The sequence below is a fragment of the Streptomyces sp. NPDC047042 genome, assembly GCF_040644035.1.
Lineage (GTDB): Bacteria > Actinomycetota > Actinomycetes > Streptomycetales > Streptomycetaceae > Streptomyces.
The window spans coordinates 74,316-97,455 of sequence record NZ_JBEYVP010000004.1 but is presented as its reverse complement, the minus strand read 5'-3'; the positions used below and the strand labels follow the sequence as shown (position 1 = coordinate 97,455).

23 protein-coding genes and 1 pseudogene are annotated in these 23,140 nt (G+C 70.6%); 9 read left to right on the top strand and 15 right to left on the bottom strand.

The features are described 5' to 3' along the window. Positions 1-45: 45 nt before the first annotated feature. From ABZ855_RS05555 to ABZ855_RS05495, 13 genes are all read right to left on the bottom strand, one after another. Positions 46-396 (bottom strand): tetratricopeptide repeat protein, encoded by a 351-nt coding sequence (locus tag ABZ855_RS05555; protein ID WP_360801367.1) that lies wholly within the window; start codon positions 394-396, stop codon positions 46-48. A gap of 41 nt (positions 397-437) precedes the next feature. After that, a complete protein-coding gene (locus ABZ855_RS05550; protein ID WP_360801364.1) occupies positions 438-1,142 on the bottom strand; it encodes a FadR/GntR family transcriptional regulator in 705 nt (234 codons plus the stop codon). After that, positions 1,133-2,146 (bottom strand): aldo/keto reductase, encoded by a 1,014-nt coding sequence (locus tag ABZ855_RS05545; RefSeq protein WP_360801361.1) that lies wholly within the window; start codon positions 2,144-2,146, stop codon positions 1,133-1,135. Before ABZ855_RS05545 ends, ABZ855_RS05550 begins: the two co-directional genes overlap by 10 nt. Before the next feature lie 49 nt (positions 2,147-2,195). Then, positions 2,196-3,269, bottom strand: coding sequence for a sugar kinase (locus ABZ855_RS05540; protein ID WP_360801358.1), 1,074 nt, complete (start codon positions 3,267-3,269; stop codon positions 2,196-2,198). Further along, on the bottom strand, positions 3,266-3,907 hold the full coding sequence (eda, locus tag ABZ855_RS05535) for a bifunctional 4-hydroxy-2-oxoglutarate aldolase/2-dehydro-3-deoxy-phosphogluconate aldolase (RefSeq protein WP_360801355.1): 642 nt from the start codon (positions 3,905-3,907) through the stop codon (positions 3,266-3,268). The genes ABZ855_RS05540 and eda overlap by 4 nt, the downstream gene beginning before the upstream one ends. Next, positions 3,904-4,665, bottom strand: a complete 762-nt coding sequence (locus tag ABZ855_RS05530; protein ID WP_360801352.1) for an SDR family oxidoreductase — start codon at positions 4,663-4,665, stop codon at positions 3,904-3,906. The genes eda and ABZ855_RS05530 overlap by 4 nt, the downstream gene beginning before the upstream one ends. Beyond that, a complete protein-coding gene (locus ABZ855_RS05525) occupies positions 4,662-5,705 on the bottom strand; it encodes an alcohol dehydrogenase catalytic domain-containing protein (protein WP_360801349.1) in 1,044 nt (347 codons plus the stop codon). The genes ABZ855_RS05530 and ABZ855_RS05525 overlap by 4 nt, the downstream gene beginning before the upstream one ends. Then, positions 5,702-6,139, bottom strand: coding sequence for an RbsD/FucU domain-containing protein (locus ABZ855_RS05520; protein ID WP_360801346.1), 438 nt, complete (start codon positions 6,137-6,139; stop codon positions 5,702-5,704). The genes ABZ855_RS05525 and ABZ855_RS05520 overlap by 4 nt, the downstream gene beginning before the upstream one ends. 37 nt (positions 6,140-6,176) lie before the next feature. Then, positions 6,177-7,067 carry an amidohydrolase family protein gene (locus tag ABZ855_RS05515; RefSeq protein ID WP_360801343.1) on the bottom strand — a complete coding sequence of 297 codons (891 nt, stop codon included), beginning with the start codon at positions 7,065-7,067 and terminating at the stop codon, positions 6,177-6,179. Next, a complete protein-coding gene (locus ABZ855_RS05510; protein WP_360801340.1) occupies positions 7,060-8,421 on the bottom strand; it encodes an L-fuconate dehydratase in 1,362 nt (453 codons plus the stop codon). The genes ABZ855_RS05515 and ABZ855_RS05510 overlap by 8 nt, the downstream gene beginning before the upstream one ends. 110 nt (positions 8,422-8,531) lie before the next feature. After that, positions 8,532-9,572, bottom strand: coding sequence for an ABC transporter permease (locus ABZ855_RS05505; RefSeq protein ID WP_360801337.1), 1,041 nt, complete (start codon positions 9,570-9,572; stop codon positions 8,532-8,534). Next, on the bottom strand, positions 9,565-11,127 hold the full coding sequence (locus ABZ855_RS05500; RefSeq protein ID WP_360801335.1) for a sugar ABC transporter ATP-binding protein: 1,563 nt from the start codon (positions 11,125-11,127) through the stop codon (positions 9,565-9,567). Before ABZ855_RS05500 ends, ABZ855_RS05505 begins: the two co-directional genes overlap by 8 nt. Before the next feature lie 44 nt (positions 11,128-11,171). Then, positions 11,172-12,236, bottom strand: a complete 1,065-nt coding sequence (locus tag ABZ855_RS05495) for a sugar ABC transporter substrate-binding protein (RefSeq protein WP_360801332.1) — start codon at positions 12,234-12,236, stop codon at positions 11,172-11,174. A 298-nt stretch (positions 12,237-12,534) separates the two neighbouring features. On the opposite strand from ABZ855_RS05495, the gene ABZ855_RS05490 reads away from it, so the two are divergent. The 5 genes from ABZ855_RS05490 to ABZ855_RS05470 all read left to right on the top strand — a co-directional run bounded on the left by ABZ855_RS05490 (position 12,535) and on the right by ABZ855_RS05470 (position 18,842). Then, a complete protein-coding gene (locus tag ABZ855_RS05490) occupies positions 12,535-14,766 on the top strand; it encodes an alpha-L-fucosidase (protein WP_360801329.1) in 2,232 nt (743 codons plus the stop codon). A gap of 291 nt (positions 14,767-15,057) precedes the next feature. Then, entirely contained in the window at positions 15,058-15,339 is a 282-nt protein-coding gene (locus ABZ855_RS05485; protein ID WP_360801326.1) for a polyprenyl synthetase, read from the top strand. Beyond that, a complete protein-coding gene (locus ABZ855_RS05480; protein ID WP_360801323.1) occupies positions 15,336-16,388 on the top strand; it encodes a polyprenyl synthetase family protein in 1,053 nt (350 codons plus the stop codon). Before ABZ855_RS05485 ends, ABZ855_RS05480 begins: the two co-directional genes overlap by 4 nt. A 36-nt stretch (positions 16,389-16,424) precedes the next feature. Further along, a complete protein-coding gene (locus ABZ855_RS05475; RefSeq protein ID WP_360801320.1) occupies positions 16,425-17,588 on the top strand; it encodes an oxygenase MpaB family protein in 1,164 nt (387 codons plus the stop codon). Positions 17,589-17,843: 255 nt separating this feature from the next. Beyond that, positions 17,844-18,842 carry a hypothetical protein gene (locus tag ABZ855_RS05470; protein WP_360801863.1) on the top strand — a complete coding sequence of 333 codons (999 nt, stop codon included), beginning with the start codon at positions 17,844-17,846 and terminating at the stop codon, positions 18,840-18,842. Between the two features lie 22 nt (positions 18,843-18,864). On the opposite strand, the gene ABZ855_RS05465 is transcribed toward ABZ855_RS05470, so the two are convergent. Continuing rightward, positions 18,865-19,743, bottom strand: coding sequence for a helix-turn-helix transcriptional regulator (locus ABZ855_RS05465; RefSeq protein ID WP_360801317.1), 879 nt, complete (start codon positions 19,741-19,743; stop codon positions 18,865-18,867). A gap of 329 nt (positions 19,744-20,072) precedes the next feature. On the opposite strand from ABZ855_RS05465, the pseudogene ABZ855_RS05460 reads away from it, so the two are divergent. The 4 genes and pseudogenes from ABZ855_RS05460 to ABZ855_RS05445 form a co-directional block, all read left to right on the top strand. Then, positions 20,073-20,138: pseudogene (locus tag ABZ855_RS05460) on the top strand (hypothetical protein); the annotation flags it as partial. A 6-nt stretch (positions 20,139-20,144) separates the two neighbouring features. Further along, entirely contained in the window at positions 20,145-20,393 is a 249-nt protein-coding gene (locus tag ABZ855_RS05455) for a hypothetical protein (protein ID WP_360801314.1), read from the top strand. 152 nt (positions 20,394-20,545) lie between these two features. Continuing rightward, entirely contained in the window at positions 20,546-21,595 is a 1,050-nt protein-coding gene (locus tag ABZ855_RS05450) for an NAD(P)-dependent oxidoreductase (RefSeq protein WP_360801311.1), read from the top strand. Between the two features lie 115 nt (positions 21,596-21,710). Further along, positions 21,711-22,391 (top strand): HAD-IA family hydrolase, encoded by a 681-nt coding sequence (locus ABZ855_RS05445; RefSeq protein ID WP_360801308.1) that lies wholly within the window; start codon positions 21,711-21,713, stop codon positions 22,389-22,391. A 123-nt stretch (positions 22,392-22,514) separates the two neighbouring features. Here ABZ855_RS05445 and ABZ855_RS05440 read toward each other — a convergent pair whose 3' ends face one another. After that, positions 22,515-22,985, bottom strand: a complete 471-nt coding sequence (locus ABZ855_RS05440; protein ID WP_360801861.1) for a hypothetical protein — start codon at positions 22,983-22,985, stop codon at positions 22,515-22,517. Positions 22,986-23,140 lie beyond the last annotated feature (155 nt).

The following is a 23,140-nucleotide window of genomic DNA, read 5'->3' as shown; positions in this document are numbered from 1 at the left end:
CCGGGCCGTCTGCTGTCCGTCTCTCGAGGTCCGTGCCCCGTGGACCTACTCGAAGTCGCCCGCGAGGGCCGAGGCGAGCTTCATGTGCGGGGCGGCCTCCTCATGGCGTCCCTGGCGCTGGAGCGTGCGGCCGAGCAGCAGCCGGGCGTACTGCTCCACCGGGTCGCGCTCGACGAGGACCCGCAACTCGGCTTCGGCGCGCCGCAGTTGGGCCGAGTGGTAGTAGGCGCGGGCCAACAGCAGCCGGGGCGCGGTCTGCTCCGGGACCTCCTCGACCAGCCCGCTCAGGACCCGCGCCGCACCGGCGTAGTCCTTGGCGTCGAAGAACAGTCCGGCCCTCTCCCAGCGCTCCGAAGCCGTCCCGTGGTCGTAGTACGTGTACGTCGTGGTCTCCACTCGTGCCTCCTTCGGAGGCGGTAACCGGACCGGGCGGTTGTTCATTCCACCGGTGGGTTCAGCGAGGTCAGGTGGTCTCTGAGCCCCTGCTCGGTGCTGCTCACATGCAGCAGCGCGGCGGCCTGGCTGAGGGAGGCGTCCCGGGTGCTCAGCGCCCGGTAGATCGCCTCGTGTTCGGCGAGCGTACGGCCGGCGGCCTGGGCGTCGACCAGACCGCGCCAGATTCGGGCGCGCAGCGTACGGCCGGAGATCGCCTCCAGGAGCGTGAGCAGCGTGTCGTTGCCCGTCGCCGAGACGACGGCGCGGTGGAAGGCCGCGTCGTGGGCGTTGAGCCGCTCGACGTCGTCGCGCGCCTCGCGCATGGCGTCCAGGTGCTCCTTGACCTCGGCGAGCTGCTCGTCGGTGATCCGGGTCGCGGCCAGCGCGGTGGCCATCGGCTCGAGAAGCCTGCGCACCTCCATGAGGTCCTGCAGGGCCGCCGAGTCCCCCTGGAGCAGTTCCACCGCCCCGCCGAGGCCTTCGAAGAGCAACCTCGGCTGCAGGCTGGTCACATACGTGCCGTCACCCCGGCGTACCTCCAGGATCCGCGCGACGGCGAGGGCCTTCACCGCCTCACGGGCCAGGTTGCGCGACAGCCCGAGCTGTGCGGCCAGATCCGGTTCCGGCGGGAGCTTCGATCCCGGGGGCAGCGCGCCGGTGCGGATCAGCTCACGGATCTGTTCGATGGCCCTGTCCGTCAGTGACAACGCGAACTCCTTCCATGACCGCTCTCCGCGGGCACGTCCGACCTGATCAGTCCCCGCGTACGAAGATCGGCCCAGAGACCTTCGGGGATGCGCCGACGGCCTGGTTCCGCGTTACGTGCCACCTGCTCGGGGCTCCGCATGCCGAGGGTGACGTTGATGATACTGGGGTGGCTGAAAGGAAAGGCCACCGCGGCGGCGGGGAGGGTGGTGCCGTGGTGTTCGCAGAGGTCGGCGATGGCTTGTGCGCGGGCGACGAGTTCGGGTGGGGCGTCCTGGTAGTCGTATTTCATGCCGTGGGCGGGTCGGTCGCGGGAGAGCAGGCCGGAGTTGAAGACGCCGACGGCGACGACGCTTTTGTGGTGTTCGGTCGCGGCGGGGAGGACGTCGTCGAGGGCGCTCTGGTCGAGGAGGGTGTAGCGGCCGGCGAGCATGACGAGGTCGGCGGGGGTTTCGCGCAGAAAGCGGGTGAGCATGGCGGTCTGGTTCATGCCGGCGCCGATGGCGCCGATGATGCCTTGGTCGCGGAGGTCGGCGAGGGTGGGCATGGCTTCGTCGGCGGCTTGTCGCCAGTGGTCGTCGGGGTCGTGGAGGTAGACGATGTCGAGGCGGTCGAGGCCGGTGCGTTCGAGGGTGTCGTGCAGGGAGCGCAGGATGCCGTCGCGGCTGAAGTCCCATTGGCGGCGCAGGTCGTCGCGGACGACGAAGCCTTCGGTGTCGACGCCGGTGGGGTGTTCGTTGGGGACGAGGAGGCGGCCGACCTTGGAGGAGATCACGTACTCGTCCCGGGGGCGATGGCGCAGGGCCGCGCCCAGGCGGCGTTCGGACAGGCCCAGGCCGTAGTGCGGGGCGGTGTCGAAGTACCGGATGCCCGCGTCCCAGGCCGCGTCGACCGCGGCGGAGGCGTCCTCGGCCGGGGTGGCCCGGTAGAGGTTGCCGATGACGGAGGCGCCGAAGCCCAGTTCGGTCAGCTCGACCGGAGTGTTCGTGATCTTTCGGTGTCGCACTGGATGCGCTCCTTGGAAGGGTCTGTCGTGGGGTTGCCGGTCGGCGCTGTCAGCGGCTGACCGCTGCCGAGCCGCCCGCCATGAGCGCTTCCACCTCCGCGAGCGACGTCATGGAGACATCGCCGGGAGTCGTCATGGTGAGGGCGCCGTGGGCGGTGCCGTAGGCGAGGGCGCGTTCCAGGCAGGAGAGGGTGGGCGCGCCGGACGCCACCCCGTCCTCGGCCAGCAGGCCGTGGATCAGGCCCGCGGCGAAGGCGTCGCCGGATCCGATGCGGTCCAGGACGTGCAGGCCGGGCATGCGGGGACCGGCGACGTGACCGGTCGCGGCGGACCAGGCCGCCGACGACCAGTCGTTCACGCCTGCCGAGGGCACCTCGCGCAGGGTGGTGGCCAGCACTTTTGCGGTGGGCAGTCGGCTCGCGATCTCGGCGAGCGCGTCGGGCACCTCGTCGGCGGCGATGCGCGTGGCCCCCGGGTGTTCCCCGGCGAGGCCGAGCGCGCCGACGACGACATCGGCGTGGCGGGCGAGTCGCAGGTCGACTTCGCGGGCGGCGGCGGGCCCGCCTCGGCCGGTCCAGAGGCTGGTGCGGTAGTTGGGGTCGTAGGAGACGGTGACGCCGTGGCGGCGCGCGGACGCCATCGCCTCGTCGGCCACGTCGACCGTGGTGTCCGACAGGCCCGCGAAGATACCGCCGGTGTGGAACCAGCGCGCCCCGGCGGAGAACACCGCGTCCCAGTCCACGTCCCCCTTGCGCAGCTGCGAGACGGCGGTGTGCGCGCGGTCGCTGACGCCGAGGGCGCCACGGATGCCGTAGCCGCGTTCGACGAAGTTGAGACCGTTGCGGGCGCTGCGGCCGATGCCGTCGTCCGGCATCCAGCAGACCATCGAGGCGTCGACCCCGCCCTGGAGGACCAGGTCCTCGACGAGCCGGCCCACGGCGTTGTCGGCGAGGGCGGTGACGACGGCGGTGCGGTGTCCGAAGCAGCGGCGCAGACCGCGTACGACGTTGTATTCACCGCCGCCCTCCCAGACCTGGAAGGTGCGGGCGGTACGGATGCGGCCCTCGCCGGGGTCGAGGCGGAGCATGACCTCGCCGAGGGCGATGACGTCGGCTGCTGTCATGGCGTGCTCCTTGCCACGGCGACGGCCACGGCGTCGGCGGTCAGACGGCGGATCTCGGCGTACTGGCCGCGTTCGAGGTGGGCGGGGGTGGCCGGCCAGCTGCCGCCGACCGCGAGGACCGAGGGTTCGGCCAGGTAGGCGGCCAGGCCCTCGGCCCTGATCCCGCCGGTGGGCACGAACCGCATCCGGGGGAAGGGTGCCGCCAGGGCTCGGAGGGTGCTGGTGCCACCGAGCGCTTCGGCGGGAAACAGTTTGACCGTGTCGAGGCCGGCTTTCAGGGCGCGCATGAGTTCGGTGGGGGTGGCGATGCCGGGGACCACCGGGACGCCCAACTCCCGGCATGTGGCGATGACTTCGTCGTCGAGGCCGGGGGAGACGACGAAGCGGGCACCGGCGTCCACAGCCCGTTCCGCCTGTTCGGCGGTGAGTATCGTCCCGGCGCCGACGGTCAGCCCGCCGTGGGCGGCCATCGTCTTGACGACCTGTTCGGCATCCGGCGTGCGGAAGGTGACCTCGGCGCATCGGGCCCCGCCCGCCGCGAGTGCCTCGGCGAGCGGGGCGGCCGTGGCCGGGTCGGGCACGGTCAGTACGGGCATCAGGCGTGCGCCTGCCAGTACGTCGGTGAGGCTGGTGTTCATCGGCCGAGCCATCCGCCGTCGATGGGCAGGGTGGTGCCGTGGATGTAGGCGGCGGCGTCGGAGGCGAGGAAGACGGTGGCTCCGGCGAGGTCGTCGGCGGTGCCCCAGCGGCCGGCGGGGATGCGCTCCAGGATCGCGCGGCTGCGGGCGGGGTCGTCCTGGAGGGCCTGCGTGTTGTCGGTGGCGATGTAGCCCGGCGCGATGGCGTTGACGTTGACGCCGTGCGGGGCCCATTCGTTGGCCAGTGCCTTGGTCAATCCGGTGATGCCGTGTTTGGCGGCGGTGTAGCCGGGGACGGTGATCCCGCCCTGGAAGCTGAGCAGCGAGGCGGTGAAGATGACCTTGCCCTGGCCCCGGGCGATCATCGACTTGCCGATGGCGCGGGTGAGGGTGAACTGGGCGGTGAGGTTGACCTGGAGGACCAACTCCCAGTCGGCGTGGGTGTGTTCGGCGGCCGGGGCGCGGCGGATGGTTCCCGCGTTGTTGACCAGGATGTCCACCGGGCGCGTGCGTCCGGCGAGGTCTTCGCCCAGGGAGCGGACTGCGGCCGGGTCGCCGAAGTCGGTGCGGATGGCCTCGAAGGTACGCCCGGCGGCTCGCACGTCTTTCTCCACGTCGCTCCCGGACTCCTCCAGGTTGGCGCTGACGCCGATGACGTCCGCGCCGGCCTCGGCGAGCGCGCGGGCCATGGCACGCCCGATGCCGCGCCGGGCACCGGTGACGACGGCGAGTTTCCCGGTGAGGTCGAAGGCGCTCATACGGCGGCTCCCTGGGTGTCGTCGGCGCAGTCCACGAGGATCTTCATGACGTCGCCGCCCGATTCCAGGGCCTCGAACGCGGCCGGGGCCTCGGTGAGCGGGACGACCTTGCTGATCAGCAGGTCAGCGGGAATCGTCCCGTCGGCGACCAGGGCAACGGCCTGCTCGAAGTCGGTACGGTCGTACAACCGGGCGCCGACCAGGGTGAGTTCGCGCCAGAAGAAGCGGTGCAGGTTGATCTCCCGGGGCCGGGGATGGATCGCCACCAGGCACAGCCGGCCGCGTACGCCGAGGACGTCGACGGCGGTGTTGACGCCGCCTGCCGCGCCGGACACCTCGAAGGCGACGTCCGCGCCCGCGTCCCCGGTCCACTCACGCACCAGCTCGAGTACGTCGGCGGCGGCCGGATCCCAGGCGGTGAGCCCTGCCTGCTCGGCGAGTGCGCGACGGTGGGCGCTGAGTTCCACCACCCGTACGTCGGCTCCGGCCGATCGGGCGACCAGGGCGATGAGGATGCCGACGGGCCCGCCGCCGACCACGACGACCTTCTGGCCCTCCTTTACTGCGGCGCGGCCGACGTCGTGCACCGCGACGGCGGTCGGCTCGACGAGAGCGGCGCTGTCCAGCGGGAGGGAGTCGGGCAGCCGTATGAGAGTGGAGGCGGGGACTGTCCAGCGCTGTTGCATGGCGCCCGGCGAGTCGATGCCGATGAAGTCCAGGTGCTGGCAGATGTGCTGGTGGCCGGCCTGGCAGGCGGGACAGGTGTTGTCCCAGCGCAGCGGCATCACCGTGACCGCGTCTCCGGGAGCCCAGCCTTCGACGTCCGGGCCGACGCGGACGATCCGGCCGGACATCTCATGCCCCAGCACGGCGGGCGTGGCGACGCGGGCGTCCATGTCGCCGTGGAAGATGTGCAGGTCGGTGCCGCAGATCCCGACATACGCGGGGGCGAGTTCCACCTCACCGGGGCCGGGAGGCGAGATGTCGGCCGGTGCCGTGTCGAGTGTGCGGGCAGCGGTGTAACGAACAGCGAGCGTCATCGTGAGGTCAGGGTCCCTTCAGCGCGGACGCCGATGGTCAGCAGCAGGTTGGCGTAGGTGCGGGTGTCGGCGGTGACGATCGCCAGCGCCAGGTCGGGGGAGCGGGCGGCGTCGTAGAACTCGAAGCGGCCGAGCGTGTCGACCGGCACGGGCGCCAGACGGGCGCGGTACTCGGCGATGGCCCCAGGCTCCGGTTCGCCCTCGGGCGGCACCATCACATGGGCGGACTCGACGGGTACGGCGCGCAGGAGGACGTCCAGCACGGTGGTGACGTCCAGCAGGCCGGGGGCCAGGTTGAGGTGGACGGTCCGGGCGCGTTCCCCGGTCGCGGTGCTCGCCGGGTAGTGGCCGTCGGCGAGCAGTACGCGGGCGCCGTGGCCCGCGCCGGCCAGTGCTTCGAGGATCCCGGGGTGCAGCAGGTCGGTCAGGAGCACGAGGTGCCCTCCTTTCTCACAAGAGGTGTCGGCTCTCTCAAAGAGGCTTCGCAGTAAGGGAGTTCAGGTGGTAGAAGGCGGTCGCGGTGTCGGTGAGGATCGCCGATGTCTCCTCGGCGGAGCAGTCGGCGAGCAGTTCCTCGACGGTCGCGGCCCAGCGGTTCCAGCCGCCCGCGAGGTTCGCCACCGGCCAGTCCGAGCCGAACATCAGCCGCTCGGGGCCGAAGGCGGACAGCAGCACGTCCCACACCGGGCGGATGTCGGCGGTCGTCCACCGCTGCCGGTCCGCCTCCGTGATGAGGCCGGAGACCTTGCAGCGCACCTGAGGACGCGCGGCCAGCCGCCGCAACCCCCGTTCCCAGTGGCCCAGATCGCCCTGCGTGATGGGCGGCTTGCCCGCGTGGTCGAGCACGAGCGGCAGGTCGGGAAGGCGGTCGGCGAGCCGGACGGCCTGGTCGAACTGGTGGCTGCGGATCAGCACGTCGTACGCCAGCCCGCGCTCGCCCGCCGCCCGCAACCCCCTTTCCACGGACGGCCGTTGCAGCCACCCGGGGTCGGACTCCCCCTGGACGAGGTGTCGCAGGGCGCGGAGGCAGGGGCCACCGGGACCGGCGAGCAGCTCGTCGAGCGTGTCCGCGACCGCCGGTGCGGTCAGGTCCACCCAGCCGACGACCGCGCCGATCAGCGGGTCGGTGCCGGCCAGGGCGAGCAGCTCCCGGGTCTCGGACACCGAGGTCACGCACTGGACGACCACCGTGCTCCGCAGTTCCCGGCCGGCGATCGGCCGGGTCGCGGACGATCGCAGGTCGTCCGCACCGAACGTACGGCGGATGGGTTCATGGCCGGGTTCGTCCAGCCAGGCCTGTGGTCGGCGGCCGAGGTCCCACAGGTGATGGTGGGCGTCGACCAGCCCTCGTGCGTCAGACACGCGAGGCCCAGACCGGCCCGTCGGGATACGTGTACTCCTTCAGGGAGTCCTGGTGCATCTGCGCGCTCAGCCCGGGAAGGGCGGGGGCGAGATAGTGGCCGTCGGCGATGCGCACCGGGTCGACGAAGTGCTCGTGCAGGTGGTCGACGTACTCGATGACGCGGTCCTCGAGCGTGCCGGAGACGGCGACGTAGTCGAACATCGACAGGTGCTGGACCATCTCGCACAGGCCGACCCCACCGGCGTGCGGGCAGACCGGCACGCCGAACTTCGCCGCGAGCAGCAGGATGGCGAGATTCTCGTTGACGCCGCCGACCCGGGCGGAGTCGATCTGGACGATGTCCACCGCGCCCGCCTTGAGGAGCTGCTTGAAGACGACCCGGTTGGCGATGTGCTCGCCGGTGGCGACCTTGATGGGGCTGAGGGCCTCGCGGACGGCGGCATGGCCGAGGATGTCGTCGGGGGAGGTGGGCTCCTCGATCCAGTACGGGTCGTAGGGGGCCAGTTCGCGCATCCAGTCGATCGCGGGCTGGACGTCCCACCTCTGGTTGGCGTCGACGGCGATACGGATGCCGTCGCCGACCGCCTCCCGGGCAGTGCGCATGCGCCGTACGTCGTCCTCCAGGGACGCGCCGACCTTCAGCTTGATCTGGGTGAAGCCGTCCGCGACGGCCTCGCGGGCGAGGCGGGCGAGCTTCTCGTCGGAGTAGCCGAGCCAGCCGGGGGTGGTGGTGTACGCGGGGTAACCGCGCTCCACGAGGCGGGCGACGCGCTCCTCGCGGCCGGGTTCGGCACGCTTGAGGATCTCCAGCGCCTCGTCCGGGGTGAGCGCGTCGCTGAGCCAGCGGAAGTCGACCTGGGCGACCAGTTCCTCGGACGACATCTCGCCGAGGAAACGCCAGACGGGCTTTCCGGCCCGCTTGGCCGCGAGGTCCCAGGCCGCGTTGACGACCGCGCCGGTCGCCATGTGGATGGCGCCCTTCTCCGGGCCCAGCCAGCGCAGTTGGGGATCGTGGACCAGGGAGCGGGAGAACGCGCCGAGGTCGGCGCAGACCTCGGCGACCGACAGGCCCACCACATGCGGGGCGAGGGCCGCGATGGCGGCGGCCTGGACGTCGTTGCCGCGGCCCGTGGTGAACGCCAGGGCGTGGCCCTCCAGTCCGTCGCCGGCGTCGGTGCGCAGGACGACGTACGCCGCCGAGTAGTCGGGTTCGGGGTTCATCGCGTCCGAGCCGTCCAGATGCTCGGACGTCGGAAAGCGGACGTCGAGAACATCCAGGGCGATGATGCGGGCGGCTGCCGGAGTGGAAGAAACGGAGGACGCGGAGGACACGGGGGACTCGGCGGAGGACATGGCAACTCCTAGGGGGCAGGGGCGTGGCCCTGCGACGAGAGGGGGGAGGGGCGGTGGGGGGTCGGCGGCCGTGTGGGCCCGGTGGACTGGAGCAGGCGACGGCCGCCTGGTCAGTCCTGGACCTTGCCGCCCGTGATGCGCGAGATCATCAGCGCGACCAGGATGATCAGGCCGTTGAGGGCGCCGATCCACTGTGCGGGGACGCCGCCCAGGGTGAGCACGTTCTGGATCATGAAGAGCAGCAGGATGCCGCTGAAGGCCCCGAACATGGTGCCCTTGCCGCCGTTGAGGCTGATCCCGCCGATGACGGCGGCGGCGAAGACGGTGAAGATGTAGCCGTTGCCCTGCGCGGAGGCCACCGAGGCCAGCCGCCCGGACAGCAGCAGACCGGCGAGGGCGGCGAGCACACTGCCCGCGACCAGGACGATCCACAGCACCCGGTCGGTACGGATACCGGCGGCCTTCGCGGCGTCGACGTTGCCGCCGATGGCGTACAGGGAGCGGCCGAAGCTGGTCCAGCCGAGGACCACGATGGCAACGGCGAACAGTGCCAGGCAGAGCCAGATGGACGCCGGCATCCCGAACCACTGCGCCGTGCCCAGGTAGAGCATCGACTCCGGCAGCTGGAAGAAGGTCTGGCCGCCCGAGATGCCGGTCAGGACACCGCGCAGGACGATCAGCATGCCGAGGGTCACGATGAAGCCGTTGAGGCCGAACCGGATGATCAGCAGGGAGTTGACCACGCCGATCAGCACGCCCACGGCGAGGGTGACCGGGATCGCCCAGGCGCCGGGGAGGATCCCGAGGCCGTGTCCGGCGCTGCCGATGGTCAGCCAGGCCGCGACACCGGGCGCGAGGCCCATGGTCGACTCCAGGGAGAGGTCCATCTTCTTGACGATCAGGATCATCGTCTGCGCGAGGACCAGCAGCGCGATCTCGGACATCGTCTGCAGAACGTTGATCAGGTTGTCGGTCTGCAGAAAGACCGGGTTGACGATCTGTCCGACGATCGCGATCACCACGATCGCGGGGACGAGCGCGAGGTCGCGCAGTCTGGCCACCGGTATCCGGCCGCCGAACAGCGCGGTGCGGCGGGCCCCGGGCTCGGCGGCCTTCGACGCGGGCGTCTCGGCGAGAACGGTTTCAGGCATGAAGGTCCACTCCTTCCATCGCGGCCACGAGGTCGTGGTCGTGCCAGCCGCGGGGGATCTCTGAAGTCACTCGGCCCTGGAACATCACCAGGACCCGGTCGCACATCCGCAGGTCGTCGAGTTCGTCGGAGGCGATGAGCACTCCGGTCCCGGTCTCCGCGGTCTCCTCGACCTTGCCGAGGAGGAACTCCTTGGAGCGCACGTCCACGCCCGCGGTCGGGTTGATCAGCACCAGCAGCCGGGGGGCGTCGGCCAGGGCGCGGGCCATGACGACCTTCTGCTGGTTGCCCCCGGACAGCGCCGACACGGGCAGCTCGGGACCCGGCGTCTTGATCGCCAGGTTCTCGATCATCCCCTCGGCGAGCTCGTCGCGGGTGCGGCTGCTGACGAACCCGTTCCTGCCGAGCCGGTGGGGCACGGACAGGGTGGCGTTGTCCGCGATCGACATGCCGGGGACGAAGCCCTGGTGGTGGCGGTCCTGCGGGACGAAACCGGCGCCCGCGGCGAGCGCGGCGGGGACGCTGCCCGGGCGGGGGCGCTGCCCGGCGATCGCGACCTGGCCGCCGTCCGCGGTCCTGAGGCCCACGACGGTCTCGGCGACCTCGGTACGACCGCTGCCGGCGGCTCCCGCGAGCCCGACGATCTCGCCGGCGCGCACCCGGAAGGTGACGTCCTCGTAGGTGTCACCGCTCAGTTCGCTGACGCTCAGCGCCGCCGTCGCAGCGGTGTCCAGGCTGCTCGCCCGCTCCGCGCGCCGGTCGCCCGCCGCCTCGCCGGTCATGGCGGCGACGAGTTCGGTGCGGGGGAGTTCGGTGACCGGCGCGGTCAGGATGTGCCGGGCGTCCCGGAACACCGTCACCATGTCGCAGATCTCGTAGACCTCCTGGAGGTGGTGACTGATGAACAGGAAGGTCACGCCCTGGCGTTGCAGGTCGCGGATGCGGTCGAAGAGCCGGTTGATCGCCGCGCCGTCCAGCTGGGCGGTCGGTTCGTCGAGAATGATGAACCGGGCGCCGAAGGACAGTGCGCGCGCGATCTCGACGAACTGCCGCTGTTCCACGTCCAGTTCACCGGCCGGGGTCTGCGGGTCCACGTCCACCGACCAGGTCGACAGCAGTTCCTGTGCCCGGCGCCGCACGCCCTGCCAGGTGATGAGCCGGCCCCGGCCGTGCTCGTGCCGGTTCAGGAAGAGGTTCTCCGCGACGGTCAGCGTGGGGATGATCGTCGACTTCTGGTAGACGCAGGCCACCTGGCCGCGCCAGGCGTCACGGTCCGCGAGCCGGGGCGCCGGGGCGCCGCCGAAGGTGACCGTGCCCTCGTCCGGGGCCTGCAGCCCGGTGAGTACGGACACCAGGGTCGACTTGCCGGCGCCGTTGCGGCCGACGAGCGCGTGGGTCTCGCCGGGCCTGATGGTGATCCGGGCGCCGTTCAGCGCCACCGTCGGACCGAATCGTTTGACTATGCCCGTCGCCTCGACGACGGGCGGGCCCGCCGGGGCCCGTCCGTCGTCCGCCGGGGCGGGCGCGGGGGTGACTGCTCGCTCCCCGTCGCTCATCTCAACCGCCTTGTGTTCGTTGGTCCTGGAGTCCTGGCGGTCCGTCAGCCGAGGTTGTTGCCCCAGAGGGACTTGTCGTCGCTCTTGATGCTGGGGACACCGCCGTAGGTGCCGCCGTCGGCGGTGACGAGCGGGGCGGAGAGCTGGTCCTCCAGGAGACCTTCACGGACCTGGATGATGGTGCTGTCGTGGTCCGTCCTGCCGGGCTTGAACGTCTTCCCGTCGATCGCGGCCTTCAGGTAGTACAGGGCGTACTTGGCGTACAGGTCGGCCGGCTGCGAGACGGTGGCGTCGATCTTGCCCTCGGCGATGGACTTGAGCTCCTCGGGGATACCGTCGTTGGAGACCACGAACACGTGCTTCTTGTCCGACGGGTCGACCAGCAGACCCTTCTGCTTGAGGACCTGGAGGGTGCCGGCCAGCGCGAAACTGGACTGCATGTAGACGCCCTTGATGTCCGGGTTCGCGGTCAGGTCGGTCTGCAGCTTCTGTGCCGCGACGGCGCCGTCCCAGTTGGTGGCCTCGCCGAACACCTTGATGCCGGGGAAGCTCTTCTTCATGCAGTCGTTGAACGCCTCTGTGCGGTCACGGCCGTTGATGGAGTCCAGGCCGCCCTGGAGCATGACGACCTTGCCCTTGCCGCCGAGCTTGGTGCCCAGGTACTGGCACGCCTTCTCGCCGTACGCCCGGTTGTCGGCGCGTACCACCATGAAGACCTTGCCGCTGTCGGGGCGGGTGTCGACGGTGACGACCGGGATCTTCTTCGCCTCCAGCTGCGCCAGCGTCGGCGCGATGGCGGCGGTGTCCTGCGGGGCCATCGCCAGGCCCTTGACGCCCTGGCTGATGAACGTCTGCGCGTTGGCGGTCAGCTTGGCGACGTCGTTCTGCGAGTTGGTGGTCTTCAGGGAGAGGCCGAGTTCCTTGGCGTACTCCGGCGTGTACTTGATGTACGAGTTCCAGAAGTCGGTGTCGGAACGCGGGTAGTCGACGCCGACCAGCGGGGTGCCGTCGCTCGACGCGCTGCTGCTGCCGGAGCCGCCGCAGGCGGTGAGCAGAGCCAGTGCGGAGAGGACGGAGGCGGCTGAACAGAGGGTGGTTCTGACCTTCATCGGTACTTCCTCACGCTGGTCCCGTAGCGGGAGATGTTTCGCATGGGCGACAACCGCATGTCGTCGCACCGGAGAGATGGGATGTATGTATAGGTCGATACGTGAGGGCCTGTCTAGCCCCTCGGTGGTTTTGCCCTGAAATTCCCGTTTGTGGGCATGGGTGATAGTCGAAATGGCGAGGTGGGCGTCAAAGTCATCCCATTAATCGCGGCACAATTGTTGACATCTCCGGGACGCATGGACGACCTTCGTCCGTAACACGCCATCTCCCTCGTCCCCTCCGCATCAGGGATGTCCCATGTCGAGTTCGATCAACAGGCGCCAGCTCCTCGCGAGCGCCACCTTCGTGGCCGCGGCGGCGGTCGCCGGCGGCCTGTTCGGCGCCGGTGGCGCGCAGGCCGCGCCCAGCACGTACACACCCGACTGGAACTCGGTCGACCAGCACCCGCCGGCTCCGGAGTGGTTCCAGGACGCCAAGTTCGGCATCTACTTCCACTGGGGTGTCTTCAGCGTTCCCGCGTACGACAACGAGTGGTACCCGCGCAACATGTACGCGAGCGGCAGCAACGCCAACCAGCACCACATCGAGACCTACGGCCAGCCCTCCGCCTGGCCGTACCACAACTTCATCAACGGAGCGAAGGACCTGGCCGGCAACACCGTCCAGTTCGCCCCGAAGCTGAAGTCGGCGGGCGGCAACTTCGACCCCGACGAATGGGCGCAGCTGTTCGTCGACGCCGGCGCGAAGTACGCCGGACCGGTCGCCGAGCACCACGACGGCTTCTCCATGTGGGACAGCCAGGTCAACGAGTGGAACTCGGTCGCCAAGGGCCCGAAGCTGGACCTGCTGAACCTGTTCACCACGGCCATCCGCGCCAAAGGTCTCAAGCTGCTGGTCGCCATGCACCACGCGTACAACTACAACGGCTTCTACGAGTTCGCGCCCGCACAGACCGACCCCAGCCTGAAGAAGCTGTACGGGCAGCTCGGCGCGGCGGCGGAGAACCAGCTCTGGTACGACAAGCTGAAGGAGGTCATCGACCGGGCGAAGCCCGACATCCTCTGGCAGGACTTCAAGCTGGACGCCGTCGACGAGACCCAGCGGCTGAACTTCCTGTCGTACTACTACAACCAGGCAAACAGCTGGGGCCGTGAGGTCGTCGCCACGTACAAGGACGGCATGAACGGCAAGGGCGAGGTCTTCGACTACGAGCGGGGCGGGCCGGGCGATCTCACCACCCCGTACTGGCTGACCGACGACAGCATCTCCAACTCGAGCTGGTGCTACACGCAGGGCATCGGCTACTACAGCGCCAAGCAGATGCTGCACTCCTTCATCGACCGGATCAGCAAGAACGGCAACGTGCTGCTGAACATCGCGCCGATGGCCGACGGCACCATCCCCCAGGCGCAGAAGGACATCCTGCTCGGCATGGGGGACTACCTGAAGCGCTTCGGCGAGTCGGTGTACTCGACCCGCGCCTGGACCGCGTACGGCGAAGGCCCGACCAAGATGGGCGGCGGCTCCTTCACCAACCCGACCGCCGGGACGGCACAGGACATCCGCTTCACCCGCAACAAGGCGAACAATGTCCTGTACGCCACCGTCCTGGGCTGGCCCGGCAGTTCGGTGACGATCAAGACGCTCGCCTCGGGCCAGATCAACCTCTCGTCGCTGACGTCGGTCAAACTGCTCGACTCGACGGCGGGCAACTACATCAACCTGGCGACGCCCGCACAGACCTCCTCCGGGCTGACGGTGACGCTGCCCTCCTCGGCGCCGTACACCGCCAACGCCTACGTCCTCAAGCTCACCTTCTCCGGCCAGATCCCCAGCCTCCGGCCGCAGACCGGCGCCGTCACCTTCACCGACGTCAACTACTCCGGCACCGGAGCCGTGCTCGCCGTCGGCGACTACACCGCGGCTCAGCTTCAGCAGGCCGGCGTGGGGTCGCTCAGTACCTCCTCGCTCTGGCTGGCCCCCGGCTACCGGCTCGTCGGCTACTCCGGCGACAACTTCACCGGCACCTCGTGGACCTTCACCGCCGACAATCCCGACCTCAGGGTCACCGGCAACAACGACCAGATCGCCTCACTGAGAGTCCAGTTCAACCCCGCGACCTACTTCCGGGTCGCCAACGTCACCAACGGCCTCGCGCTGGACAGCGGCGGCAACGTCGCCTCCGGATCCAACCTCAAGCAGTGGACGTGGGACGGCAGTTCCAACCTGCAGTGGCAGGCGGTGGACGCCGGCAACGGCTACTACCGGCTGGTCAACCGCACCAACGGCATGGTGGCCGACGGCTGGGGCGCCACGTCCGACGGTTCCGCCGCCCGGCAGGCGGCCTGGAACGGCGGCAGCAACCAGCAGTGGACGATCACCCACCGGGGCGCCGGCCGCTACTCGATCACCAACCGCACCACAGGCCTGGCCCTCGACGGGGGCGGCAACGTGTCCTCGGGTTCCGTGGCCAAGCAGTGGACGTTCGACACCAGCACCAACCTGCTGTGGACCTTCACGGCCCAGTAGCCGACACGCGAGACGACGAGCGGTGGGCGGAGCCGGTCCCGGACACCCGGGACCGGCTCCCTCGCTCGTGCGCGACACATCTCCAACGTCCGGCGTGGGCACAGGTGTTCGCGCTACCAGTCGTCGCCTGTTGCCCGTCGGGATCTTCAAGAAGATCACTCGAAAGTGCATACGGGCTACTTGAGGTGTGTTCGGTGGTCAGACTCGGATCGTGCAGTGCGAACACCGCTGCGCGCCGCTCTGTGCCGACCGGCCGGAGCGGGTGCCGGCCTTGCCACAGGGGGACAAGCTGTGACACACGACAACGGCCGCAGGCCGGGCCTGACCGAGGACACGGTGGCGCTGATGGCCGGCCTCGCCGACCTGGCGGTCTCCGGGCTGAGCCGCGCCCTGGGCGGCGTCGGCGGCCTGCTGCGCCGCGCCGATCTGGGGGACCTGCTGGCGGACGGCAAGGAGGAGACCAAGGCACGCGGCCGCCTGCTGCTGGACCGGCACGGGGCCACGGCGCCGGCCCACATGGAAGTACTCGCCCGTGCCGTCACCGCTCGCGTCCAGGGGGCAGAGCGGCGGTGAGCGAGTTGGAAGAGCACGCCCGCCTGCGGAAACGTATCGACCAGGTCCTTCACGGGTTCGTCACCGAGGAGGCTCAGGCGCTGGCTGACATCGATGTCTCCCTGGCGCCGGTCGCGGAGCAGCTGCACAGTGCGACCGTCCACGGCAAGCGGCTCAGGGCGGCGTTCTGCTACTGGGGCTGGCGCGGGGCCGGTCAGCCCGACAGCGAGGAGCTGGTGCGCGCCGCTTGCGCGGTCGAGCTGGTCCATGCGGCCGCCGTCGTGCACGACGACCTGATCGACCACAGCCGCACCCGGCACGGCCGGCCCACCGGGCACATCGCCCTGCGCGAGATCCTCACCGGTCACTCGCGGCCGAAGGCAGGCGCCCGCGCCCTGGCCATGCTGGTCGGTGATCTGCTGATGTCCATGGCCGGGCAGCTGTTCACCACTTCAGGCCTGCCCGGTGCCTATCTGAGCAGGGCCCGGCCCCTGTGGGCGGTTCTCGCCCGCGAACTCGTGGCCGGTGAGTGCCTGGAGGTCCTGCGCACCGGAGCCGAGCCGGACGCGGACGCGTCGGTGAAGGTGATCCGCTACAAGACCGCCAAATACACCGTCGAACACCCCTTGCAGATCGGCGGCCTGCTCGCCGGTGCCCCACCGCGGCTGCTGCGGGCGTACAGCGACTACGGCCTGCCGCTGGGCGAGGCATTCCAACTGCGCGATGACCTGCTGGGCCTGTTCGGCGATCCCGAACAGACCGGCAAGGACCCCGCCGACGACCTGGCCGGGAACCGCCCCACCGCGCTGATGGCCCACGCCCTCACCCACGCCACCGGGGCGGAACACGACGAGCTGTGCCAACTGCTCGGGCAGACGAACCTCGACGAGCGGCAGGTGGAACGGGTACGGGAGATCGCTCACCGCACCGGGGCCGTCGCCCGCGTCGAGGACATGATCACCGCCCGGCTGCGGGAAGCACACGACGCCCTGGCCGACGCCGACCTGACCACCGAAGCACGTCGCGCACTGTCGGCGCTGGCGACCCTCTCGGCCGCCCGCACCCACTGACCGAACCGACCGGCCCACCCCACACTCAGGAGCACCATGTCCTACACCCATGCGTCCATGGACGCCCTGCGCACCGAAGGGGACGAACTCGCCGACGCGACCGTGGCGACACTGTTCGAGCGCGGAGAGGTCGGCATGTTCAACACCCTCATGCGGTACGTCTCCACCGTCGGGCAGGACCTTCCCGAAGGGCTGCCCGACGTCGCCCGGGAGTACCTGAACGCCACCAGCACCCCGCCCTCCTGGGTGGACTGGGGCGAGATGGAGAAGGCACGGCTGTTCTTCATTGACAACAACGTGCACATTTCCACCGCGCTGTCGTTCGCCTCGATGCCCGCCTGCTACGTCCTGCCCCATGTGGCCAAGCTGCTGTCGTCCACCCATGCGCTGAAGTACCCCTCCAAGCGGATGGCGGAGACGGGCCAGTTCACCGTCTACCTCATGCAGCCCGACGCGTTCGAGGCGGGCAGCCGCTTCATCCCCGCAGCCCAGAAGGTACGGCTGCTGCATGCCTCGATCCGCCACCACCTGAAGCGGGAGGACCGCTGGGACACCGCCGCCCTGGGTACGCCGATCTGTCAGGAGGACATGATCGGCGGGCAGATGATGTTCTCCATCCAGGTCCTCGACGCCCTGCACCGTCTCGGCATCCACATGAGCAACGAAGGCGCCGAGTCGTACTACTACGCGTGGCGGGTGGTCGGCGCCATCCTCGGCATCGACCAGCGGTACGTGCCCAAGGACCTGCAGGCGGCGCGCAAGTTCTCCGACCTGTACATGACCCGTCACATGGGCCCCAGCGAGGAAGGCGTTCAGCTCACCCGCCAGCTCATCGACCTTTACGAGGAAGTCGTGCCCGGCACCTTCTTCGACCCGGTCGTCTCCGCCCTGATCCGCTACCTGATGGGCGACACCTGCGCCGACTGGCTGCAGGTCCCCCGCACGAACTGGGACACCGTCGTCAAGGCCGCCCCCACTCTGCTGGGAGTGCTGGAGACCATCGAGGACCGCTCGCCCATGGCGGGCTGGGCCCTGGACCGGCTCGGCCACCTGACCAGCGTCTTCGAACTGTCCGCTCTCACCCGCGGCCGTGTCATGCACTACGCGATTCCCGAACACCTCAAGAACGATTTCGGAGTCAGCGGCACCATTCCGCCCAAGAGCCGCTGGACCCCGCCGCCGGCAACCGTCGGCCAGTAGCGCACGGCCGCCGGAGGGAGCGCGTGGACGGCTTCGCCATCCCGCCGAACTGCAGGAACTCGATTTCCCCCATGGACAGCAAGTGCACCTCCCTTACGTAGAACGAGTGAATGAGGCGATTGTTCAGTTCGGGGCGGGTGGCCGGTCTTCTACGGTCTGCGAATGGATCCGAGGGCTGCAGGAAAGGCCCCGCGGGCGGGGACCGGCGGGAAGGCGCACCCGATGACGGGGTTGGGGAGGTCGTCGGCAGTGCCCATGGTCCGGGCGGGTCTCCGCCATCGGGCCGGCGCGTGGGCCTGGGGCGGGGTGGCAGTCGTCTGCCTCGTGGCAACAGCGGTCGTCCTCGGCGGGCCGGGGGGTGCCGGGAGCGTGGCCGCGCGGCTGTTGGCCCACGGGCCGTCCATCGGCTGCTGCGGACTGGCGGCCTCCCTCGTGCTCCGTGCGTGGGGGACGAGCGGACGGGTGCGGACGCGGCTGCTGCTGATGGGAGGTTCGGCGGTGGCCGGGGGCGTGTACCGGGGGGCGGTCGGCGTGCTGTCGGCCCGGCCTCCGGGCGCGGAACGGGACGAGCCCGCACTGCTCGGCTCGGTGGTCATCACCGGAGTGACGCTGGCGGTGGGCCTGGGGATGGCCGGTCTGGTGGTCGCGGCCGACGCCGGTAAGGGCCGGCACGTGCTGCTGCGGCGCGTGCTCGACGGCATCGTCACTGCCGGGGCCGTGTTCATGACGGGATGGGTGCTGCTGCAGGGAGCCGGTGACGGTTGGCGGCTCGGCGCGGGGCTGGTCGGTGTCCTCTGGGCGGCGGAACTCGTCTTCCTCAGTTTCCTGTTCGCCCTGCGCCGTCTCGTGCACAGCGACCAGAGAGTCACCGTGTGGGTGGGGATCATCGGGCTGTGCCTCATGCTGGCCGGCGACACCCTGCGACTGTGGACGGTCGGCCCCCACAGCCCCGACACGATGTCCCGTCAGCTGGCCGACGCCTGCGACACGGCGGGCCTGCTGGTGGTCGCCCTCGGCCCCTGGGTGCCCGGCGGGGCGAGCGTCCTGGGCACTGCCCGGCCGACCCTGCGCTGGGGGATGGAGGGTGCGGCGGCGTTCGTCCCTCTCACCGTCTGCACGGTCACGGCCCTCGGCTACGTGCTGGCCCCTCCCAACGGTGTCCTGGTGCCGCTGTTGTTCGGCGGGACGGCGCTGCTGAGCCTCTGGGCACGCCAGACACTGCTGCCGAGCGAGCACGCCAGGAACGACGACTGATCGATCCTCAGACTGAGCGATCTCACGGCGCCGAGAACAGACCGGGCCCCGAGGAGGAGGAGCCGTCGGCGCTGACGCCGCCCGTCACCCGCAGGAACTCCAGCTTCTCCGCGTCGGCGGAACCCGCGGCCACCGTGTAGACGACAAGACGGACGTCGCAGCCCGGGACGGTGAGAACATCGCAGTCGCAGATCACCTCACCCACCTGGGGGTGTACGACGGTCTTGCGGGCCGAGACATGCGCACCGACCCCACCCTCCTCCCACAACCGGGCGAACTCCGCACTCGTGGAGCGCAGTTCCGCGACCAGGTCGCTCAGCTGACGGTCACGCGGGTAGTGGACGAGAGCCGCGCGCAGATCGGCGACGAGGGCGGGGTTGAGGGCGTCGCCCTCGGGCAGCACGGGCCACGCCGTGAACCCGCCGGACCCCGCGGCGAAGACCGCCCGCACCAGGTTCCGCTCGGCAGGTGCCAGGCCACCGGGGTCGCCCAGCAGCACCGTCCAGGCCGGCGTCCAGGACAGCAGGGTCCAGTCGGCGCTGAACACACCCACCGGGAACTCCCCGAGGCGCGCCAGCATCCGCTGGACCCCCGGCGGCACATGGGTGGAGATCGTCCCCTCCTGGGGCGGGAGGAGGCCGGCCAGCCGGTAGGCGTGGTCGCGCTCCACGGGCTCCAGCTGCAGTGCCCTGGCCAGGCTCGCGACGACCTGCGCGGAAGGGTTCGTGGCTCGCCCCTGCTCCAGCCGCACCACATAGTCGACCGACAGCCCCGCCAGCTCCGCCAGTTCCTCGCGCCGCAGCCCCACCGCACGTCGTCCGGGCCGCGAAGGCCGTCCCACGTCGAGGGGAGAAAGCCGGTCGCGCCAGCGGCGCAACGCCGTGCCCAGGGTCTCGTCCACTCCGCCATTGTGTCCGCCGGACAGCCGCTGTGCCTGGTACTGGCAGTCCTACCGCCGCGGGGGCACTGGTTGCGGGGTACTGCCGGACCCCGGTGGAGCAGTGCCCTTCAGGGCGGCCTGCGGGGCGGCGGCCGGTGGCTGCATGGAAGGCGGGCTCACCACACGACCCAGGGCAGCGCGCCATACGTCTCCGCCCGGCCGCCGTACGCGTGGTCCGAAGTAAGGAATCCATCATGAGCAAGGCCATCCTCGTCACCGGCGCCGGGCGCCGCCCCGAGGAGCTCGAGAAGACCCTGGGCGGCCCGCAGGACAACCTGCCGGCCGTCTAACTGGACGTCACCAGCCTGGACGACGCGCACGCGGCCGCACAGGCCGCCGTCGACCGCTTCGGCCGCATCGACGTGCTGATCAACAACGCCGGTAATTCCTTCGCCGGCTACTTCGAGGAGCAGCATCAACGGGCAGCAGCCGGCGACCCCGCCAAACTCGCCCACGCTCTGCTGACCCTCGCCGGCCGGGACCAGCCGCCGCTGCGCTTCGTGGCCGGCGCCGACGCCATCGAGGGCGTCTCGGCCAAGGCCCGCGAACTCCTCGCCCAGGCCGATGCCTCCCGGGAACTCGGCGGCGACCTCGGCCACGCCGACGCCTGACGCGCCGAGGCACCGGGCGGGCCGGCCGACCGGGACTCCTACCATGGCGTACGGGCATACGGGCGTAATGGTGCACTGGTGTGCGAAGGGCGCCGCAGCCCGTGTCCCGTACGCACGCCCGGCCCCTGCCTCCGCCCACAGAAAGCCGGCTGATGACACCTCCCAGGGAACTCGTGGTCTTGCACCCCGCGCCTCAGTCCACTGGGCGGATCTTCAGCCCGAAGACCCTGGGCCGGTTGCGCGAGGAGTTCAAGGTCCTCGACCTCGAGGAACACCCCGACGCCGAACGGCAGTTGGACCTCGCGCTGCCCCGGGCCTTCGCCGTGGTCGGCCAGCCCGACCTGCCCGCCGGACGCATCGAGCGTGCCGTGCGGCTGCGCGCCCTGTGCAACGTCGAGGGCAACTTCTTCCCCAACGTCGACTACGCGGCCTGCGCGGACCGGGGTGTCCACGTACTGGGATGCGGACCCGCCTACGCGCAGGCCGTGGCCGAGTACTCCCTCGGTCTCGCGCTCGATCTGGCCCGGGGCATCACCCGGGAGGACCGCGCCTTCCGGGCCGGTACCGAGGGGTACACCTTCGCGGCCAACGCCGACTCCATCCTGCTGCGTGGCGCCGAGATCGGTCTCATCGGCTTCGGCAACCTCGGCCGCGCGCTGCACGAACTGCTCGTGCCGTTCCGGGCCACCGTCCGGGTCTACGACCCGTGGCTGCCGGACAGCCACCTGGCGGAGGCCGGCGTGATCCCGGCCTCGCTCGACGAGGTACTGGAGGGCAGCCAGGTCCTGTTCGTCCTGGCCACCATCACCGAGGAGAGCGAGCGACTGCTCAGTGCGGCGCGGCTGCGTCGGCTGCGCCCCGGCGCTCGTCTGGTCCTGGTCAGCCGGGCCGCGGTCGCCGACTTCGATGCCCTGGTCGAGCTCGTGAGCGCGGGCCGCTTCCTCGCGGCCCTGGACGTGTGGCCCGAGGAGCCGGTACCGGCCGATCACCCCGCCCGCGCGGTGGAGGGGCTCGTCCTGTCCGCGCACCGGGCCGGCGGCATCCCCGCGGCCTTCGAGAAGATCGGGGAGATGGTCCTCGACGACCTGTTGCAGATCCGCGCGGGACTGCCGCCGGTGCGCATGCAGGTGGCGGCCCGGGAACTCGTCCACCGCTACCGCAGCCGTCCGGTCACCACCGAGGCGGGCGCAAGGAGAACATGAGGTCTACGGGTCGCCGGGGCCGGCTCCATGGCCGGGGTGAGTTCCAGCGCCGCCCGCGCCCACCCGCGCCGCCGAGCGTTTTTGTCGCCATGAACCGCACTCACCAAGGATGGTCATGTCCCTCGCCCTTCCCGCCCGCGGCCTGCTCTTCGACTCCGACGGGGTCCTGGTCGACTCCGACGCGAGCGTCCTCGCCTCCTGGAGCCGTTGGGCCCGGGCCTACCGCCTCGATCCGGACGAGGTGGCCGCGACCGTCCACGGCCGCCGATCGGCCGACACCGTGCGGCTGTTGATCCCGCCGGACCTGCGCGCCGAGGCGCTGACCGCCATCGACGCCTTCGAACTCGAGGACGCCGCCCAGGTCACGGCGATCCCCGGAGCCGCCGAACTCCTGACCTCACTGCCGCACGGCAGCTGGACGGTGGTCACCTCGGCCACCCGGGCGCTGGCCGTCGCCCGCCTCGAAGCCGCGGGGCTGCCGGTGCCGTCCGTACTGGTCACAGCCGACGACGTCACCGACGGCAAGCCGCATCCCGAGGGGTATCTCGCCGGGGCCGCAGTGCTCGGCATCCCGATCGGGCACACCGTCGTCCTGGAGGACAGCACATCCGGCGTCGAGGCCGCCCGCCGGGCCGGTACGGGAGCCGTCGTGGGCGTCAGCGAACGGGCGCTGCCGACGGACGCGGACGTCGTCGTCCCCGACCTGCGGTCGCTGCGCTGGTCGGGCGGGGGCCTGCTGGCAGCCGGGGACCGCCTGCGACCGGCCACGGCATCCGCCCCGGCGCACGGCCGCTGACTGCGGTCGGCCGCCCTGCTTTCCGTGCCCGGTCCACGGGGCCTCGCCGCACGACCATGACGGCTCCTGACACGAACGAAGGTGCGCCGGACGGCCGCGAACCCGGCGCCCGCGTCGCTCCGGTCAGCCGGCCGGGTTGTGGGTCTGTTCGACGGTGTGCCGGCCCGTCGTGGACGTGGTGGTCCAGCTCGCGAGGATGTCGAGGGCCTCGGCGCTTGGGGAGGCGGGCTCGGGGGTGTGGATGACGAGGGACTGCTCGGGGTCGCCTTCGACGGCGAGGACGGCGAATTCGAGGGTGAGGTCGCCGACGAGGGGGTGGTGGAGGGGTTTGGTGCCGGCGGTGTGGGCGGTGACGTTGTGGTCGGCCCACAGGCGGCGGAAGGTCTCGCTGTGCAGGGACAGTTCGCCGATCAGCTCGGTGAGCTGTGGGTCGTCGGGGTGGCGGCCGGCGTACAGCCGGAGTCTGGCCACGCAGGTCTCGGCGACCTCGTCCCAGTCGCGGTACAGGGTGGAGGCGACGGCGTCGAGGAAGACGTGCCGGGCGAAGTCGCGTTCGCGGTGGGGCCGGTCCTCGAAGTTCGTGTAGAGGCGCAGCCGAGCTTGAGGGGTACGGGCAGACCCCCTGAAGGGCGCTGCCCGCCACGGACCCGGCCGCGCCGTTGTGCCTCGGCCACGGCCCCGCGACCCGATTGTCAGTGGCTGCCCGTAACGTTTTGCCCGGATCGCCAGCCCTTTCCTCGCTCGGAGAC